This is a genomic window from Halomicronema hongdechloris C2206 (assembly GCF_002075285.3).
GTDB classification, from domain to species: Bacteria; Cyanobacteriota; Cyanobacteriia; order Phormidesmidales; family Phormidesmidaceae; genus Halomicronema_B; species Halomicronema_B hongdechloris.
The window spans coordinates 939,278-956,495 of sequence record NZ_CP021983.2; the positions used below are offsets into that span (position 1 = coordinate 939,278).

Consider the following 17,218-nt stretch of genomic DNA (forward strand, 5'->3'; position numbering starts at 1 on the left):
CAGTCAAGCCCAACCAACGGCAAGGCGATTAGTATCGGTAATGGGCAAATGCCTTATTCGCCTCAGCCATACGATGGGTTTCCTCCCGGCGACGCACAGCACCACCGGTTTCATTGGCGGCGTCCATGAGTTCATTGGCTAACTTCATTTCCATACTCTTGCCAGAGCGCTGCCGAGAAAACTGAGTCAGCCAGCGTAGTGCCAGAGCTATTCCTCTCTCCGGGCGAACTTCCATGGGAACTTGATAGGTCGCCCCTCCTACTCGGCGGGCTTTGACCTCCACTAATGGGGTGGTATTGCGGACCGCTTGTTCAAAGATTTCTAGGGGATCACCACCAGTGCGGTCTTCGATGATTTTAAAGGCGCCATAGACGATGCGATCGGCCACTGATTTTTTCCCATCTTGCATCATGCGCCGAGCCATCATGGTGACGAGGCGACTGTTATAGAGAGAGTCCGAGGGAACAGGGCGCTTCTGGATAAAGGTGCGGCGAGACATGAATGATCCTTGTGAAACTTAACCTGAACAATTCTTACGATGCAATCGATGGGTGGCTAACACAATGTGGCCGATACAGCAGAGTTCAGCCTGTGATCTCGTGGCTACCAGACATTCCTGATGGCTAAATCAGGGCAGCTATACCATTGATTAGCGCTTACTTGGGACGCTTAGCTCCGTATTTAGAGCGTCCCTGACGCCGATCTTTAACACCTGCAGTATCAAGAGTGCCGCGAATGATGTGGTAACGCACGCCGGGCAGATCCTTAACACGGCCACCCCGAATCATGACAACTGAGTGCTCTTGTAGATTATGCCCAATGCCAGGAATGTATGCAGTCACCTCGAACCCAGATGTTAACCGTACCCTTGCGACTTTACGTAGCGCTGAGTTGGGCTTCTTAGGAGTAGTGGTGTATACGCGAGTACAGACCCCACGGCGCTGAGGACAGCTCTTTAGGGCCGGTGACTTGGTTGTTTGTTTAGCTTTCTGCCGCTCGCTGCGAATCAGCTGCTGAATCGTGGGCATAGACTGTTCAAGGAGTTAACGACTGAACTTGATAGGAAATGAATGCGAGTTGTCATAAGCTACTAACATACCATCTTTGCTAGAGAGCCGTCAATCAATGGTCGAGTTGTTAGTAGTAAAGTTAACGTTGCCGTTGACTACTCTTGCTCTGGGGACAACTCCTCTCGATTGGAAGTCAGACACTCGGTTCCGGGTTCCGAGCTGAGCGTTAAGGAGAAGGCATTACCGCAGCCACAGGTCTGGACAGCCTGAGGGTTGATAAATCGGAAGCCTCCTCCCATCAGGTCTTCGGTGTAGTCAATGGTTAGTTCCTCTAGTCGAGGCCGATCAGTGGCAGAGATGACGATGCGAAACTCCCCATGATCCTGAAAGATGTCATCAGTTGATGGCGCTGAAAGTCGAGGATTATCTAGCCCTAGGCAGTAAGTCCACTCGCCACATCCCCCGCTTTGAAGGCTCAGGCGAATAATGGGGGGAATGTTGGGTTGCTTCATCTGCAAGCGCTTTAGCTCTCGCAGGGCTGCCGGAGTTAAGTGGATCATAGTGGCAGAATTGAGTCACCTACACATAGCAGACATACACATCACATAGCAGACATAGGCCACTCATACAGTTTAAGGAGTTTTCCGGTATGTATGGAATGTAGATGACATAAAAAATCAGGAGGCTGTGCAAGTAAACCTCCTGATGCAGGATGCTATGGGAGAGTGTGATTCGAATTCGAACTGGAGGTGGACCTAGTTTTTTACCCGGGCATAGTCGTCATGGAAGCGGACGATATCGTCTTCACCGAGATATTCACCGTTTTGGACTTCGATCAGCACTAGGGGAATGACACCAGCATTTTCTAGGCGGTGGGCTGTGCAGGGCGGAACATAGGTGGATTGGTTAGTGCACAGTAAAATTTCTTGCTCACCACAGGTGACTTTGGCCGTGCCGGATACTACGATCCAGTGCTCACTCCGGTGATGATGCATCTGCAGGCTGAGTCTGTGGCCTGGTTTCACTTCAATACGCTTAATCTTGTAGCCTTGAGCCTCTTCTAGGATGGTGAAGGAACCCCAAGGTCGCAACTCAGTTGCCGCGATACCTTTGGCCCCATTGGCAGCGGGTACCGGTAAGGTCGTAGTTTGTAGGCTTTCTTCGGTCTTAGGCACGATGGACGTCCTCCAAATCTATTCGTCTCAGTAGGTCTCGATAGCTGTAGGCCATGACCCTAACCCTAGGATTTAGGGTTCCTTGGTTGAGGGCCAAGTCAAGGATGGTGATGGGTGAAAAAAGAAGAGAGATCTGGGCTAACTATAACAACCTCACTTTGGGGACGATGGCCTCAAACCCTAGTGACCGGAAGATCTATATCGATTCTTTATCAGTGATTTCTCCCCTTCAAATCAAGTTCATTAATGAAATGCTTTAGGTTCTGATTGTCCAGTCAAGGCCTGATAAATATGCCAATGCCATTGTGAACTCGAGCGGCGGTGCGGGGATTGCGGTTGAGTAAGGATCCCCCTAGGTAGAGGCTGGAGGAGCTGCCACCGTCTAGGTTAAGGGCCTGGACACACCCCAATTGCTGCATTAAGTGAGCAAGCTCGCTGAGGGTGAGGCCGCGACCGCCGGGGCTGTTGTGGGCGGCAACAAACACCCATTCGCCAGTGGCTCGTTGCCCTAGGGCGCTGCGGGGAGCTGCTTGGGTGGCAAAGGCTTGGCTAAAGCCTTCAGCGGTGGTATCTAAAACAATGCGGCCCCCTTTGAGTAAGAGGGGACCGCCCCCTATGGCATGGGGATAATCGCCAAAGGCAGCTGGTCGAGGCTGGGAGGTCAGTTGTACGGAGGTACCTGGGGAAAGTGCGATCGCAGCATCTCGATAGGCCCGTACAGCGAGTAAATAGCCTTGGGACGGAATCGCTACTGCCGTACTACCAGCGGTCCCGGCGGCAACCTGGTTTAAGACCCTACCATCGCTAACTGTCACCAGCACCTCATTATCGATAATGGGACTGTAGGTTGTCCCCCAAGCCGATGTATATAGGCCGATGCCAGCCTGGACATAGCCACTGTTGATCGCTTGGATGGGGAAGCGCTGTCCCCCGGCCAGGGTGATAGATTGCTGCAAAGCCAGGCGATCGAGGAGTAGGTTGCCCGTTTCATCCCAAGCGGCGACTCCCCGGTCAAGAATGGGACCAGAAATCCACTGTCCATCTCGACGGATAGCCCCTAGGGGCAGACGATTATTCCGATTGAAGTAACCGCCGTTAATGGCCGCAGCTGTTTGCCAGCGGCGAGCCGTGGTCACTAAGGGAGCAATGCCTGTAGCCGTGGTGGGATCTGTCCAGATCGGGCGCACGGCAATATTGGCCTGGCGGGGATCGACGATCAGGCTGTAAACCGGAAATGAGCGATCCCCCAGCGCCACATATCGCTGCTGCCATCGCAAGCCGGGGGCCCAGACAATATCTTTGGTGACTAAGGTATCTTGACGCACATCAATGATTAAGCGCGGCGGGTCAGGTAAGGTCCAGACTCGAGGACGGGCTGATTCATCCATGCGAACGTGCAGCTGAGTTTGTGATGGCCCCGGCCGTAGGGTTACTGATGAGATCAGGTTTCCCTCGATAGTCAAGGGCTGTTTCGAACGATCTTGGGGAGGGGCGGCAGCCTGCACAGTAACAGTGACAGCGCCTAGGTCTTCCGCCACTTGCCAAGTAGTGGCACGGTCTAAATCGAGGACGATGCGATCGCCCCAGGATTGTCGGCCTCGACGTAGAGCCTGTATCGCAGCGGTGGGGGTATGGAGGGAGAGCACCCCTCCCCGAATATCCCAGGACCAGTCTGCCTGATTGGCCAGGGGCGACAGGTCCAAGTAACGGTCTCCAGCATCATGCCAGGCCGTCAGAGGTAAGGGCTGGACCTCAGGATTGGAAAACCACTGCACCGGTTGTCGATCGGCCCTAGTGGTGTTTAGGAATTCCACGCCGATGTCGATTAGAGCCGTGTCACTCACCCCCAGATGCCCGGATCGTTGCTGCCAAGATCCCCTGATTGGAGTGCCATTGAGGATGATGCGGTTTCCTGCTGCGGCGTGATCCTCTGGCTTGATTTGGGAGGGGACCTGGCCCACTAAGGCGGTAGCTCCTGCAGCGTTACCCCAAGCGGGAGGTTGATAGGCTGGGGCTGATATTGGCAGCCAGATAGACAGACCCAGGCCAACGGCGATCCACGTTATCCACCTATATCGCTGGTCATACCTCTGGCGGTGTTTGCGACCCTTAACCATAGTTTTCCTGGGCAATGTCATAGCAGCCCCCTCCCTAATCCCGGAATCGGCACTCCATAATATATATCTAGATACCGACTCCCTTGACTAAGTTGCCGGGATCATGCCAGAGATGAAGTTGACGCTACAGTAATCGGTTCCGACTCCACTGGTATAATTAGCGATCCAGTCAGGGCCTGAGGTTACTGGGGGTTTGACTTAGAGAGTAGTTAGGGAACTGTGAGAATCACCCAGATCACTCATTCAGTCATCTCTACAACCTGAGTTAGGCACTCCAGGCTGAGGCAAGCGCATAAGCTGTCTAAGGGGGCTCAGAAACCCATGCCTTTATGGGGCCTGATTAGAGTGACGCGTCAGGATGCCTTCTGATGTACGCTCTATTCGTCCATATCTATCTATTGTTGATAGAGTTGCCTTAGGCTTCCTCGAGACTCCAGCTAGCGGATCTCTGAGGATTTGGAATTGAGGAGCATGCCTATGCTGGCACTGTCTGCGCTGAGCAAGGGCCCCCCTGCCAGCTATGTGATATCGATTATTGATTAACCCGTTGTTACATTGGCCGTCCCATGGGGAAAACGCGCGTGAATCACAGTCAGTCAATCTACCCGGTTACCGCTCAATCTGCCTGGGGGCCGAAATGGCTCGTAGAGGAGCGAGATGCCTGTGGTGTCGGCTTTATTGCCGATCAGCATGGGCGCACCAGCCATGCCCTGGTACAGAAAGCCTTGACGGCTCTCAGCTGCATGGAACATCGGGGGGGGTGTTGTGCTGACAAGGATTCTGGTGATGGAGCCGGGGTGATGACGGCAATACCCTGGGCTCTGCTGCAACAGTGGGCCGAGGCGCAGGGATTGGCTGCCCTAGATCCTAGGCGGACGGGGGTGGCCATGGCCTTTTTGCCTCGGTCAGAGGTGGGCGCAGAGCGAGTTCGCCAGGAGTTTACGCGAGGTGTAGCTGAGGCCGGCTTGGATGTCTTGGGTTGGCGGCAGGTGCCGGTCAATCCGGATGTCCTAGGTCCGCTCGCTCGACAGCATCAACCTCGCATTGAGCAACTGGTGGTGCAATCTCCCAGCGTTACCGGAGATGACCTGGAACGGGAGCTATACTTGGCCCGACGCCATGTCTTTCATGCCGTGGATGCATTGTTAGCGCAGGCGGTGGATTTAGAGCCGGTGATTGCTCAAGGACTGCGGGATTTTTATGTCTGTTCCTTTTCCTGCCGCACCCTTGTCTACAAGGGTATGGTGCGGTCGGCGGTGTTGGCGGCCTTCTATGATGACCTACGCAATCCTGACTTCGTCAGTCCTTTTGCGGTGTATCACCGTCGCTTCAGTACCAATACCATGCCCAAGTGGCCTCTGGCTCACCCCATGCGATTGCTAGGCCACAACGGTGAAATTAATACTCTGGTTGGTAATATCAACTGGATGATGGCTCGCCAGGCAGATTTGGCCCATCCCGTCTGGGGTGATCGCATTGATGCGATTAAGCCTATCGTCAATCTAGACAATAGCGACTCGGCCAATCTAGACAACGTCATGGAGCTCCTGGTGCGCTCGGGTCGAACGCCGCAGGAAGCCCTGATGATCTTGGTGCCAGAAGCCTACGACAATCAGCCAGATCTGGCCCAATATCCTGAAATCGTAGATTTCTACGAATATTACAGTGGTTTGCAAGAGCCTTGGGATGGTCCAGCCCTGGTGGTTTTTAGTGATGGCAAGCAGGTGGGGGCCACCCTCGATCGCAACGGATTGCGTCCGGCTCGCTATGTGGTCACCCGCGATGGCCATCTGATTGTGTCGTCTGAGGCTGGCGTTGTCGATGTCCCCGCAGCGGAGATCACCGAGAAAGGGCGCTTGGGACCTGGCCAAATGATCGCCGTCGATCTGGACCGCCATGAAATCCTGAAAAACTGGACCATCAAGCGACGGATTGCGGCCAGTCAACCCTATGGTCAGTGGCTGCAGCAAAATCGACAGACAATACAGCCCCAACTGTTCTTGGACGCCCAGGAGCTCCCGGCAGATCAGTTGCTGCGTCAGCAGACGGCCTTTGGCTACACCGCTGAAGACCTGGATATGATCATTCAGGACATGGCAGCCCAGGGGAAGGAACCCACTTATTGCATGGGTGATGATATTCCTCTGGCCGTGCTCTCAGAGAAGCCTCATCTGCTCTACAACTATTTCAAGCAACGCTTTGCCCAGGTGACGAATCCGGCTATCGATCCGCTGCGGGAACGGCTGGTGATGTCCCTGACCACCCAGTTTGGGGAACGGGGCAATCTGCTAGATGAGCGGGCTGACTATGCGCGGCTGTTGAAGCTGGCCACTCCGGTGCTGAATGAGAATGAGCCTGCAGGGGGATTACTGAGTCTGGCTTTGAGGTGGCGACGCTCTCTACCCTGTACCGCCTGGATCAGGGGGCCTGGCGGCCTACAGACGGCAGTAGAAGCATTGTGTGAACAGGCGGCAGCGACCGTCAGAAACGGCAAGACAATTCTGGTGCTGTGCGATCGCATTGATACCAGTGGCCAAGCTGCTAGCCTCACGGCTCAACAGACCTACATCCCCCCTCTCCTGGCAGTGGGGGCGGTGCACCACCATCTGATTCGCACCGGGCTGCGCATGAAAGCCTCCCTGGTGGTCGATACGGCCCAATGCTGGAGTACTCACCACTTTGCCTGCTTGCTCGGCTATGGAGCCAGTGCCATCTGTCCTTATCTGGCCCTGGAATCGGTGCGCCATTGGTGGGCCGATGCTAAGACCCAGAAGTTAATGGAAACGGGTAAGTTACCGCAGCTCACCCGCAACGGTGCCCAGGACAACTATCGCAAAGCGGTAGAAGCAGGGTTGTTGAAGATCCTCTCGAAGATGGGCATCTCCCTGTTATCTAGTTACCAGGGAGCCCAGATTTTCGAGGCCATCGGCATCGGCCCCGATCTATTGGAGCTGGCCTTCTGCGGCACCGTCTCTCGCCTGGGGGGCATTAGCCTAGTGGATCTGGCCCAGGAAACCATTCGCTTTCATCAGAAGGCCTTCCCAGAACTCACCGGCAAACGGTTAGAAAACATGGGGTTTATCCAGGCGCGGCCCAAGGGCGAGTACCACATGAACAACCCGGCCATGACCAAGCTGCTGCACAAGGCCATTCAAGATCGACAGTACGACCACTACGAGCTGTATCGGGCTCAATTGACCAGCCGTCCGGCTACGGCCCTGCGAGATTTGTTGGAGTTTGATGCCGATCGGCCCGCCGTGCCCCTGGAGGAAGTGGAGCCGGTGGAAACCATCATGCAGCGATTCTGCACGGGGGGCATGTCCTTGGGGGCCCTGTCGCGGGAGGCCCATGAGGTGCTGGCTGTGGCCATGAACCGCATCGGCGGCAAGTCCAACTCTGGGGAAGGGGGCGAAGATCCGGTCCGGTTTAAGGTGCTCTCGGATGTCGATGCCGACGGTAACTCGCCCACCTTTCCCCATCTGCGGGGGCTGCAGAATGGTGACACCGCCAGTTCTGCCATCAAGCAGGTGGCCTCCGGGCGCTTCGGCGTCACCCCAGAGTACTTAATGCACGCCCGGCAGATTGAGATCAAGATTGCCCAGGGGGCGAAACCAGGGGAAGGTGGTCAGTTGCCAGGACGCAAAGTCAGCCCCTACATCGCCATGCTACGGCGCTCGAAGCCAGGGGTGCCGTTGATTTCACCGCCGCCCCACCACGATATCTATTCCATCGAAGATCTGGCCCAGCTGATTTTCGATCTGCACCAGATCAATCCCGACGCCGGGGTGTCGGTGAAGCTGGTGGCTGAAATTGGCATCGGCACCGTCGCCGCTGGGGTGGCGAAGGCCAATGCCGATGTGATCCAGGTATCTGGCCACGATGGCGGTACCGGGGCTTCTCCCCTGAGTTCTATCAAGCATGCCGGGGTGTCCTGGGAATTGGGCTTAACCGAAGTCCACAAGGTCCTGATGGACAACCAGCTGCGGGATCGGGTCATCCTCAGGGTAGATGGCGGTCTGAAGACTGGCTGGGATGTGATCATGGCGGCGTTGATGGGGGCGGAGGAATTCGGCTTCGGCTCCATCGCCATGATCGCCGAAGGCTGCATCATGGCCCGCATTTGCCACACCAATAACTGCCCGGTTGGGGTAGCAACCCAAAAAGAGGAGCTGCGGCAGCGCTTTACCGGGGTGCCGCAGCAGGTGGTCAATTTCTTCTACTTCGTGGCCACCGAGGTGCGATCGCTACTGGCCCGGTTGGGGTATCGCTCCCTCAGCGAGATTACGGGGCGCAGTGATCTGTTGAAATCCCGCCAGGATCTGCAGCTGACCAAGACCGACAGCCTGAATCTGTCGACTCTGCTGGATCTCCCCGATGTGCGCCAAGATCGCAGCTGGCTGAGCCACGAACGGGTCCACAGCAATGGTCCCGTGTTGGATGATCAGCTACTGAGAGACCCTGAAATTCGTCGCGCCATTGACCATCAAGGCAGTGTCACCAAGACCATACCGCTGGTAAATACAGACCGAACCGTGGGGGCGCGCTTAGCGGGTGTCATCGCCAAGCAATATGGCAACGCTGGCTTTGAAGGACAGCTTAACCTCACCTTTGCAGGCAGTGCTGGCCAGAGTTTTGGGGCCTTCAATTTACCAGGGATGAGCCTGACCTTGATGGGCGAGGCCAATGACTATGTGGGTAAGGGCATGCATGGGGGAGAGCTGATTATCAAGCCGCCTGCCACCATCACCTATGACCCCTCTGAGAATGTCATCATCGGCAACACCTGCCTCTATGGTGCCACTGGCGGCACCCTCTATGCCTTAGGCATTGCTGGCGAGCGCTTTGCAGTTCGCAACTCTAAGGGACAAGCGGTGATTGAGGGGGCCGGCGATCACTGCTGTGAATATATGACCGGCGGTACCGTGGTGGTGCTGGGCCGGGTGGGTCGCAACGTCGGGGCTGGCATGACCGGTGGCATTGCCTATTTCCTAGATGAAGATGGCAGTTTTCCGACTAAGGTCAACCCAGAGATTGTTAAGGTGCAACGGGTTTTGACCCGAGCTGGGGAAGACCAGCTTAAGGCCTTGATTGCAGCCCATGCCCAGCGAACGGGTAGCCAGAAGGCGGCCCGGATTCTAGCCGATTGGTCGACGTCCTTGCCTCAGTTCTGGCAAGTGGTGCCGCCGTCGGAGGCAGAGACCCCGGTTGCCAATTCAGAAGTGACCGATGCCAAGGTCCTCAGTTCGGTGCAGTAGGGTGAGGCTGCCTATGCGAAAACAGCATCTCATCAATGCTGCCATCTATATCATGGCTACCCTAGGGGCTAACTACACGGCGGCGTGGTTCATTCCGTTTCCGGTCTTCGGCCAAGTGGCTGTGGGTACCTTTATCTTCGGCATCACCTTTACTCAGCGGGATCGATTACATGCCGGCGGACGTGGTTGGGTCTATGGCACTATTGCCTTGGCAGCCCTGGCCAATGTAGCCATGAGCGTCCTGCTAGATGTGCCCATGCGGATCATTGCCGCTAGCTTCTTGGCCATCGTGCTGGCAGAGACGGCGGATACGGAGGTCTACCAAAAGCTGCTGCGCTATCCCTGGTTGCTGCGGGTGGCTGGCAGTAATGCGGTCTCGGTGCCCCTGGATACTCTGCTATTTACTCTGATTGCCTTTGCTGGAGTGCTCTCCACTGGCGAAATAGTCTCGCTGTTGTTTGGAGAAACCCTGACCAAGTATGTCATTGGGGCTGTGGTTGCCCTATGGCGGGAGGGGAAGTTAGTGTGGCAGCAATCCTAAGGAATTTCCATGGCAAGACGTTGGCTGTGTCTGGGGCTGTTGACCGGGGGGTTATGGCTGCCATCGCGATTATCTCTGGCCCAGGCACCGGCAGAGCCTGACTACCTACGGCCATCGACCCCGTGTCCCCAGCAGCTTTCTCAGTTGGTGACGGGACTGGTGCGGGACCTGCCCAGCTATGCCAATCGGGTCGCCAGCCGTAGCCTGGAGCGGCAGAATGACTTTGGCTCGGTGCTGTTGGCAGGTCAACCCGACGTCGAGCCCCTAGATTTGGCCGAGTTTACCCAAGGGCCGTTGTCGCCAGTGGCGGCTGAGCTACAGCAGGTCTTCTTTACTACCCTGGAGCGTCAGTACCTGCGCGATCGCATCGTGGAGCTGCAGCACTACCATTGGCTCTTTCTCACCCGGGCGGAGAGTGGCTGGTATCTGGCCTTTATGTTTTCCAGCCTCCAGGCCCATGATTCCCAAGGGCGTCCTCCTACCCCGCCCCAGGACAGCAGTGATGGCATCATCGCTCAGGCGGTGAAGCTATGGCTGCGGGATTGTCGGGCTGAGGCGGTGTATCCGGTGGAGTCGGAAGTTGACCCGGTGACGGCAGAGACGTCGCCATAAAGGGTATCTCGCTGGCGATGGGGGCGACCCAACGATGCGATCGCACCCTGCAACTGAGCCACTGTCATACAGGTGCCCCCCTGGGCTCCGGCCATGGAGGTGATGTGCTCTTCCATCAGGGTGCCGCCGATATCATTACAGCCCCAGGTCAGGGCCTGGGTAGCCCCCGCCAGCCCTAGCTTCACCCAACTAGGCTGATGGTTGGCGATCCAGTTGCCCAAATAAATGCGAGCCACTGCCGTCAGCAATAGCGCATCGGCTAACACCGGCTGGTCTCGACCGACCCGGTTACGTAGTGGCTTCGGCGCTTCCTGGCCCACAAAGGGTAGCAAAATAAACTCTGTGATCGAGGCCGCTTTCCCTGCGTCCAGAGCGGCCCGTTGTAATTGCCGTAACTGCTCTAGGTGCCGAATCTGCTGAGTAGGCGTCTCAATGTGACCCGAGAGCAGGGTGCTCGTCGTAGGAAGGCCAATCTCATGGGCCAAGCCGACGATCTCGAGCCAGGTGGCCGTATTGATTTTTTCTGGACAGAGAATGCGCCGCACCGAATCATCGAGCACCTCTGCCGCTGTGCCCGGTAGGGAGCCGACCCCGGCTTCCTGCAGCGTCTCTAGCACCTGGCTGTAGCTGATGTCGTCCTGGCGGGCAATAAATTGCACCTCCTGGGGGGAAAATCCATGCAGATGCAATTGGGGAAATTCCGCCTTGATTGTCCGCGCCAGCTGCAGGTAGTAGGCCAAGGCAGATCCATCGATCTGGGCCTCAGGATTCAGGCCCCCCTGCATACAAATTTCCGTCGCTCCTTGTTGCACGGCTTCCCTGGTCTTGGCCCAGATGGTTTCCCAGCTTAACCAGTAGGCTCCGCCCTGTCCGGCATCGCGGCGAAAGGCACAGAAATTACAGTGTTGCTCGCAGATGTTGGTGTAGTTGATATTACGGTTGACCACATAGGTGACGGTATCGCCTGCCTGCCGTCGCCGCAGGACATCAGCCGTGCTGCGAATGGCCGCGACCATGGCCGGATCCCGCTGCCGCAATAGGCATTCCCCAGCCGCAGCAGAAATATCGTCCCCTGCGATCGCACTCTGTAAGATCGCCTCAACCATTAGGCCCATGGCAATAGCCTAAAAATACATAAGAAACTCTTCTGTCTTCCATTGTGACGGCTCCGGCTTAATTCGCAAACGCTGAGGGCACTGCCAACCAGTACAGCGGCAATCGCGGATTCAGCAATCCCCGCAATCAGCATGTTCTTTAAGAACCATAAAGTAGCCGTAAAACTACTGAGGTGACCTATGGAAAAATGCTGAAGTTATCAGGTTACCCCTTTTACCTGCAGCTGCAGCAGAGTATTTCTAGAACAGAGCCCCCTTGGTCATACCGAGCCATCTCTCGAGCCGGCCTGTCGCCAGATAGCTCCTCAGGGGTGGACTTAGGCCAGGGTTAGTCCCCAGGCTCCAGTTACGGTATTGATCAGGCGCAATGAGACCCTACACAGCAGCATGGAGATTGATGGTGTATTCGCTACTTATCCGAGCCGTAGCTCGTCGTCCATCATCAACGTCGGGCTTTACCCTCCTGGAGGTGCTCATCTCCATGGTGATTATGGGAGTTTTAGCGGCGCTAATCTACCCTACCTTCATGGACATGAGTCGTCGCGCTCACTACGGCAAGGCTAAACAAGCGATGGGATCTGTCTCTAAGGATCTGCAGCTTTATCGTCTAGAGAACGGCCAGTACCCTCCTGAGGTTGCCGCCAATGTAAAGCCAGAGGGAGTCATCAACTGGCCTCAGACTGTTCCCTATGATTCCTCCCTAGACTATGACCATTGGCGCGTAGGCGGAGGACGTTGCTATGTGCAGATTAGCTTTCTAGGAGAGAGCAATCAAAAAGCGTACACCGACTATCAGGAGAATGTGCCACCGCCAGCCATTCAAAAATTTGACGACAATCTTGTCTTTGGAGTCGATAGTTATGAATGCGGTCTCTCGGGGCAAGGTAACGTCGAATGACCTCGGTGCCCCATTCTGCACTTAGCCAGCGAGATTCGCGGGACGGTTACAGTCGTCTAGGGTGATTATGGTGAGATTTGGTGATCTCTGGTGTAAGCTGCTCTTCAAACGATGTTCAGCTACGGTCACCTCTCCTAGAGAGTCGCGCAATTGCCAGCCTCATGCCTGACCTCGGTGCTCCCCCTCCATACGATGTCCCTGATGATCAGCCTTGGGTGCACGTTTGGGGCCTATCCCTATCCCAGCCGCCTGCCGCCGCTCAGGAGTGGGCTCACACCCTCTCGCAGCAGGAATGGCAACGGGCGGCCCGATTCTCTCAGCAGTGCACCGGCCTCGATACATCTGGCGTCGATCCTCGCACCCGCTTTATCCTCAGCCGAGGTGGATTGCGATATCTGCTGAGCCGCTATCTTGGAGCAGCGGCTAACACTCTGACCTTTGCCTATACAGACCGAGGTAAACCCTATTTACACCTCGATAATCAGCCCAGCTCCCTGCATTTCAATCTCTCCCATGCCGGCAATTGGGTGATCTATGGCATCGGTGATTATCCCCTAGGCATCGATATCGAGCAGATCCGTTCCCTCAAGTATTTATCGGGGCTGATCAAGCGCTGCCTGACCCCCCGAGAACAGGCTCAGGTGTCTGCCCTCGATCCCATGGCTGCCGAGTACCAATTCTTACGGTACTGGACCGGTAAAGAGGCCTATCTCAAAGCCATTGGTGAGGGATTAGCTTATCCCATGGATGCCATTGAAATCGAATGGACCCCCCTGGGACTGAGAAATAGCGAAGGCTATCCCCTGAATGAGTGGGGGCTGCATTGCTGGGAGCCGGATCAGAACTACATCGCCGCTCTGGTAGCTGACTATCGCTGCCAGGTAAGGTGGCAATCACTATTATCCAATCAGGCAAGCTCTCCTTAGCGCGCCATGGCGAATGTTGCGCACGCCCCAGCGCCCCTATTTCCCCATTTGTCGTTTCAATTCGTCTAACTCTTCCTCCGTTTCCCAGCGGCGGAAGGTTTCTTCCAAGGGATCCATAGATGGGCTAGAGGGGTGACTGAAGGTTTTATAGGGAGACTGATTCCACCCTACATTCGCTGCTGTTTGAGCTTGTTGGCTGGCCCGTTGGGCTTCTGCTTGGGCAATCTTGGTTTTTAATTCAGCACGCTTATGATGGATACGCTGCTGCAATTGCCGGGTCTGGTCCAGCTGCTGTTTCACCCCTTTCATCTGACCCCAGAGATGATTGCCTTGCCGCAGTAGGGCGGCTTCCCGCTCTTGGGCTGGTTTCACTAGATCTTGCCGGTTAGCAGCCTTGGCTTTCTCAATACGCCCGTGCCACCGTTGTATCTCCTGGGCTGTTGCCAGAATGCCCTCTTCCAGCTGCTTTTCCCGTTGCTTTAAATCGCCCAACAGATGAATGGCATCTTCTTCTTGGCCCCGCAGCTGCTCCTCTAAAGCCATCAGCTCTAGGTGGGGATGAGCGCGTAGAAATTCATCCAGTCGCATCTCGAGAAAGCGACTGAGATCATCAAACAGCCCCATAGTGTTTCCTACCCATGACCTTAGAACTGCTGTCCGATATAGATGGAGCGGACCTCACCGTTGCGACGAATGACGGCTTCCTGATTGGCGACCGATACCAGGGTCCAGCCGCTATTGCCGATTTGCTCGCCCAGGTAAACCCGTTGAGACACTCCGTTGATCTCAAACAGAGCGGCCGACCGTTGACCCAATTCTAAAACACCGACCAGCACGTGGGCCGGGGCAGCAGTGGCAACTCGCTGCTCAGAGGGAGAAGCACTAGCCTGGGGGCGGGGTGCCGGAGAGCCGGAACGGGTACCGGAATTGGTATTGGCGGTGGGGACTGGCTGATAGGGAACATAGACTCGCTCAATCACATTTACTGAGCCTGACGGTCCTAGGGGGCTGCTCCCCCCTGCTCCCCCAGGGGCATTTGCCATGGGTGGCAAGGAGCCAACTCCGTCGACGGAAACATTGGGGATGCCTCCATCGGCGGAAGAGGCTACCTGAGAGCCTGCAGTGGCGGTCGGCTGCGATGACTGCTCGGTAATGACCTCTAGAGACCGCCGCAGGTATTCGAGAAATTGAGTGTCGCTCTGGGCAACTGCTTGCTCTGGGCTTCCGGTGGCCGTGACAACAGGGGATGTTTGTTGGCGATTGACTAGCCACAGCAGTAAGGTAGCCCCTAGGGAAATCCCGGCGGCGGCTAACAGTAAGTGATCGAGGTGACGGGTCCACCAGGACTGGGGGGGCTCTGCGGTGGATTCGGACTCGGCGACGGCCGCTGCCGCTTCCCGGGCCCGGTCCAGGGGCCCTACCACCGGCATCGCTAAGGCCGTGGTCAAGGGGCTATCATGGTTGCTCGGCGCTGGGGCCGGCGCCTGAAGCGAGGATGCCAATGCGGTTGAATCTCCCTCCAAGGCTTGATCGATAGGCTCGAAAAGCTCGTCCATCAGGCGCTCGGCATAGGAGTCGACCAACGTCGCCGAATCCATGTCTGGAGTTTCTAGATCGATTGCCGTGGTAGGGGTTGCCTCTGGCAATGACTGGGCCGCCACACTGTCAGACTGCTGGGTCATGGAACCAATTTCAGGAGAACACTTGCCATATGTTGCCTAGACGTTAGCAAGATATGAACTGAACAGATGCATTAGCAATGAATTGTTAAGTAACGTTAGCAAGTCTACCCTGGTCATGCCAACTCTGACTCCAGGGGAATTGCCGGCAACTCTGCCCCATGCCCCTAAAACAGCTTGGCCTCTTGGCGCTGGGGATCAAACTGGTAACGTTGGCTGCGGTCGGTGACGCCATAGAGGTTGAAGGATACGGTGGGGGTATCGCCTAGGGGTTCGACGCTGTGAATGGCGTCTGGGGTGAAGGTGATGATGTCACCTGGATTGAGCGTCAGCTCCGTGACGGGTTCGATGCGGTGGGGATGCTCTGGCTCTGGGCAACGACGCCACAGCCGATTCTTCTCCTGGCCTCCAATCAGAGCCACCAGTCCCCAGGTGGCGTGGTTATGGATGGTGGACTGACTGCCGGGGCGCCAGGTGACCATCTGAACGGTTAGGGGATATTGGTGTTCCCGGTAGAGGAAGTTCACGGCCCAACCCGTCTCTGGAGAGGGCTCTTTATACTCTAGCTGTAGCCAATAGGAGCTAATCAGCAGGCGCCGCACCAGGGGAGTGATGGCCTTGAGGCGACTAATGTCATCTGGGTAGGTCTCTAGAATGTCTTCGAGATCCGTCAGAAACCGATAGAGTCGATAGATGCGATGGTCAAAGACCGGCCCTCCAGGGCCATCGCATGCTGGAGTCTCGGTGGTGCCAAAGGCAGAGTAGTCAGCCTCGCCGGTCACTAGCCAGTTGTGGTTTTCCATGGTGTTCACGACGGCGTTAAACTCGCCATTCTTAAGGTAGCAACCATCGCATCGAGATGACAGATGAGCGGGAAGGCTGTGAATAGGCTCAGCATGATCAGACAGTCAATAGGGCAGTCAATAGGGGTAGGAGGAATGGCGACGGTATTGGCCTTAGTCGCCTGTGGTGATAGCCCAACTACCATATCTCGATCTCGCTGTGAGGCGCAGCCTGGATTTGTGTTTATTGCGTCAGGCGACTTTGTCGCCGGTAGCGATGAGGCTGAGCGGGCTATGGCTTATCGCCTGTCAGCTCAGGCGCTGGGCGATGACCCCAAGGCGGTTGCAGCTGCAGAAGTCTCTTTGCGGCAGCAGGGGTGGTTCGACAGAGAGCCACAACGCCGCTCTCAGTTTCTGGCTGGATTCTGCATGCAGCGGCACCTGGTGACCCAAGCTGACTATGCTGCTTTCGTGGCAGATACCGGCCATCGGGCCCCAGATATCTCAGAGGCTGATTACGAAGCGCAGGGATTTTTGGTGCATCCCTATGAGACAGTACGGGACTACCGTTGGCAGGATCGCAGTCCCCCCGCTGACTTGACCAACCATCCAGTGGTGCTGGTGTCCTATGATGATGCCCTGGCCTACGCCCGTTGGCAGGGGCAACAGGATGGGGTCAGTTATCGCCTGCCGACGGCGCTGGAGTGGGAGAAGGCGGCCCGTGGCACCGATGGCCGCTACTTTCCCTGGGGGAATACGTGGCAGGCTGAGGCTACCAACTGGGCTGGGGTGCCGCCCCAAGGTACCAGTGCGGTAGGCAGTTTTTCGGATACGAGTCCCTATGGCGTCACTGACATGGCTGGCAATGTATTTGAATTTACCTCAACCCTGCGGCAGGGAGGCCAGGAAAGCGTGATGAAGGGCTGTTCTTGGGACGATTTACCGGGGTTTTGCCGGGCTGCCTATCGCCATGACCGACCGGTATCCTCCCGTCATATCCTATTCGGATTTCGCTTAGTTTTAGAGTGAGGTTAATGGGGAATCCAGGATTTTCTCAGCAAATTCTCAGGAAAGTCCGGCTTAATAGCATGAGGTGATTCTGTGTAGT

The 17,218-nt window shown here is 56.2% G+C and carries 15 protein-coding genes; 6 read left to right on the plus strand and 9 right to left on the minus strand.

Features of this window, described 5'->3' with window-relative positions; all coding sequences use genetic code 11:
• Window positions 1-28: 28 nt before the first annotated feature.
• The 5 genes from rpsG to XM38_RS04380 form a co-directional block, all read right to left on the minus strand.
• Entirely contained in the window at window positions 29-499 is a 471-nt protein-coding gene (gene rpsG / locus XM38_RS04360) for a 30S ribosomal protein S7 (protein WP_080809381.1), read from the minus strand.
• 157 nt (window positions 500-656) lie between these two features.
• Window positions 657-1,028, minus strand: a complete 372-nt coding sequence (rpsL, locus tag XM38_RS04365) for a 30S ribosomal protein S12 (protein ID WP_080809379.1) — start codon at window positions 1,026-1,028, stop codon at window positions 657-659.
• A gap of 137 nt (window positions 1,029-1,165) precedes the next feature.
• Window positions 1,166-1,570 carry a HesB/IscA family protein gene (locus XM38_RS04370; protein ID WP_080809377.1) on the minus strand — a complete coding sequence of 135 codons (405 nt, stop codon included), beginning with the start codon at window positions 1,568-1,570 and terminating at the stop codon, window positions 1,166-1,168.
• 195 nt (window positions 1,571-1,765) lie between these two features.
• Window positions 1,766-2,185: a phosphomannose isomerase type II C-terminal cupin domain gene (locus tag XM38_RS04375; protein WP_088429182.1), complete on the minus strand. Its 420-nt coding sequence runs from the start codon at window positions 2,183-2,185 to the stop codon at window positions 1,766-1,768.
• A gap of 275 nt (window positions 2,186-2,460) precedes the next feature.
• Complete coding sequence (locus tag XM38_RS04380; RefSeq protein WP_187329271.1) at window positions 2,461-4,302, minus strand: phosphodiester glycosidase family protein; 1,842 nt, start codon at window positions 4,300-4,302, stop codon at window positions 2,461-2,463.
• Window positions 4,303-4,868: 566 nt separating this feature from the next.
• On the opposite strand from XM38_RS04380, the gene gltB reads away from it, so the two are divergent.
• From gltB to XM38_RS04395, 3 genes are read left to right on the plus strand one after another with little or no spacing between them, the layout of a single operon-like run.
• Window positions 4,869-9,557, plus strand: coding sequence for a glutamate synthase large subunit (gene gltB, locus XM38_RS04385; protein WP_088429184.1), 4,689 nt, complete (start codon window positions 4,869-4,871; stop codon window positions 9,555-9,557).
• Window positions 9,558-9,570: 13 nt separating this feature from the next.
• On the plus strand, window positions 9,571-10,098 hold the full coding sequence (locus tag XM38_RS04390; protein ID WP_088429186.1) for a VUT family protein: 528 nt from the start codon (window positions 9,571-9,573) through the stop codon (window positions 10,096-10,098).
• A gap of 9 nt (window positions 10,099-10,107) precedes the next feature.
• On the plus strand, window positions 10,108-10,710 hold the full coding sequence (locus XM38_RS04395) for a hypothetical protein (RefSeq protein WP_088429188.1): 603 nt from the start codon (window positions 10,108-10,110) through the stop codon (window positions 10,708-10,710).
• Here the strand turns inward: XM38_RS04395 and cofH are convergent.
• Window positions 10,614-11,825, minus strand: coding sequence for a 7,8-didemethyl-8-hydroxy-5-deazariboflavin synthase subunit CofH (cofH, locus tag XM38_RS04400; protein ID WP_080809371.1), 1,212 nt, complete (start codon window positions 11,823-11,825; stop codon window positions 10,614-10,616). The genes XM38_RS04395 and cofH overlap by 97 nt on opposite strands.
• 397 nt (window positions 11,826-12,222) lie before the next feature.
• On the opposite strand from cofH, the gene XM38_RS04405 reads away from it, so the two are divergent.
• Both XM38_RS04405 and XM38_RS04410 read left to right on the plus strand, forming a co-directional pair.
• Complete coding sequence (locus XM38_RS04405; protein ID WP_187329273.1) at window positions 12,223-12,723, plus strand: type II secretion system protein; 501 nt, start codon at window positions 12,223-12,225, stop codon at window positions 12,721-12,723.
• Window positions 12,724-12,884: 161 nt separating this feature from the next.
• On the plus strand, window positions 12,885-13,649 hold the full coding sequence (locus XM38_RS04410) for a 4'-phosphopantetheinyl transferase family protein (protein ID WP_080809366.1): 765 nt from the start codon (window positions 12,885-12,887) through the stop codon (window positions 13,647-13,649).
• Window positions 13,650-13,685: 36 nt separating this feature from the next.
• On the opposite strand, the gene XM38_RS04415 is transcribed toward XM38_RS04410, so the two are convergent.
• The 3 genes from XM38_RS04415 to XM38_RS04425 form a co-directional block, all read right to left on the minus strand.
• Window positions 13,686-14,273 carry a TIGR04376 family protein gene (locus XM38_RS04415; protein WP_080809363.1) on the minus strand — a complete coding sequence of 196 codons (588 nt, stop codon included), beginning with the start codon at window positions 14,271-14,273 and terminating at the stop codon, window positions 13,686-13,688.
• A gap of 20 nt (window positions 14,274-14,293) precedes the next feature.
• Window positions 14,294-15,331: a hypothetical protein gene (locus XM38_RS04420; protein ID WP_088429190.1), complete on the minus strand. Its 1,038-nt coding sequence runs from the start codon at window positions 15,329-15,331 to the stop codon at window positions 14,294-14,296.
• A 164-nt stretch (window positions 15,332-15,495) separates the two neighbouring features.
• A complete protein-coding gene (locus XM38_RS04425) occupies window positions 15,496-16,131 on the minus strand; it encodes a cysteine dioxygenase family protein (RefSeq protein WP_080809359.1) in 636 nt (211 codons plus the stop codon).
• A 135-nt stretch (window positions 16,132-16,266) separates the two neighbouring features.
• Between XM38_RS04425 and XM38_RS04430 the strand changes: the two genes are divergently transcribed.
• Entirely contained in the window at window positions 16,267-17,139 is an 873-nt protein-coding gene (locus tag XM38_RS04430) for a formylglycine-generating enzyme family protein (RefSeq protein WP_225889181.1), read from the plus strand.
• The last annotated feature ends 79 nt before the right edge of the window (window positions 17,140-17,218 follow it).

Bases quoted from the DNA above. Each gene is read 5' to 3' on its own strand.
- rpsG (WP_080809381.1), bottom strand. From the start codon at position 499: ATGTCTCGCCGCACCTTTATCCAGAAGCGCCCTGTTCCCTCGGACTCT.
- rpsL (WP_080809379.1), bottom strand. From the start codon at position 1,028: ATGCCCACGATTCAGCAGCTGATTCGCAGCGAGCGGCAGAAAGCTAAA.
- XM38_RS04370 (WP_080809377.1), bottom strand. From the start codon at position 1,570: ATGATCCACTTAACTCCGGCAGCCCTGCGAGAGCTAAAGCGCTTGCAG.
- XM38_RS04380 (WP_187329271.1), bottom strand. From the start codon at position 4,302: ATGGTTAAGGGTCGCAAACACCGCCAGAGGTATGACCAGCGATATAGG.
- gltB (WP_088429184.1), top strand. From the start codon at position 4,869: ATGGGGAAAACGCGCGTGAATCACAGTCAGTCAATCTACCCGGTTACC.
- XM38_RS04390 (WP_088429186.1), top strand. From the start codon at position 9,571: ATGCGAAAACAGCATCTCATCAATGCTGCCATCTATATCATGGCTACC.
- XM38_RS04395 (WP_088429188.1), top strand. From the start codon at position 10,108: ATGGCAAGACGTTGGCTGTGTCTGGGGCTGTTGACCGGGGGGTTATGG.
- cofH (WP_080809371.1), bottom strand. From the start codon at position 11,825: ATGGGCCTAATGGTTGAGGCGATCTTACAGAGTGCGATCGCAGGGGAC.
- XM38_RS04405 (WP_187329273.1), top strand. From the start codon at position 12,223: ATGGTGTATTCGCTACTTATCCGAGCCGTAGCTCGTCGTCCATCATCA.
- XM38_RS04410 (WP_080809366.1), top strand. From the start codon at position 12,885: ATGCCTGACCTCGGTGCTCCCCCTCCATACGATGTCCCTGATGATCAG.
- XM38_RS04415 (WP_080809363.1), bottom strand. From the start codon at position 14,273: ATGGGGCTGTTTGATGATCTCAGTCGCTTTCTCGAGATGCGACTGGAT.
- XM38_RS04420 (WP_088429190.1), bottom strand. From the start codon at position 15,331: ATGACCCAGCAGTCTGACAGTGTGGCGGCCCAGTCATTGCCAGAGGCA.
- XM38_RS04425 (WP_080809359.1), bottom strand. From the start codon at position 16,131: ATGGAAAACCACAACTGGCTAGTGACCGGCGAGGCTGACTACTCTGCC.
- XM38_RS04430 (WP_225889181.1), top strand. From the start codon at position 16,267: ATGGCGACGGTATTGGCCTTAGTCGCCTGTGGTGATAGCCCAACTACC.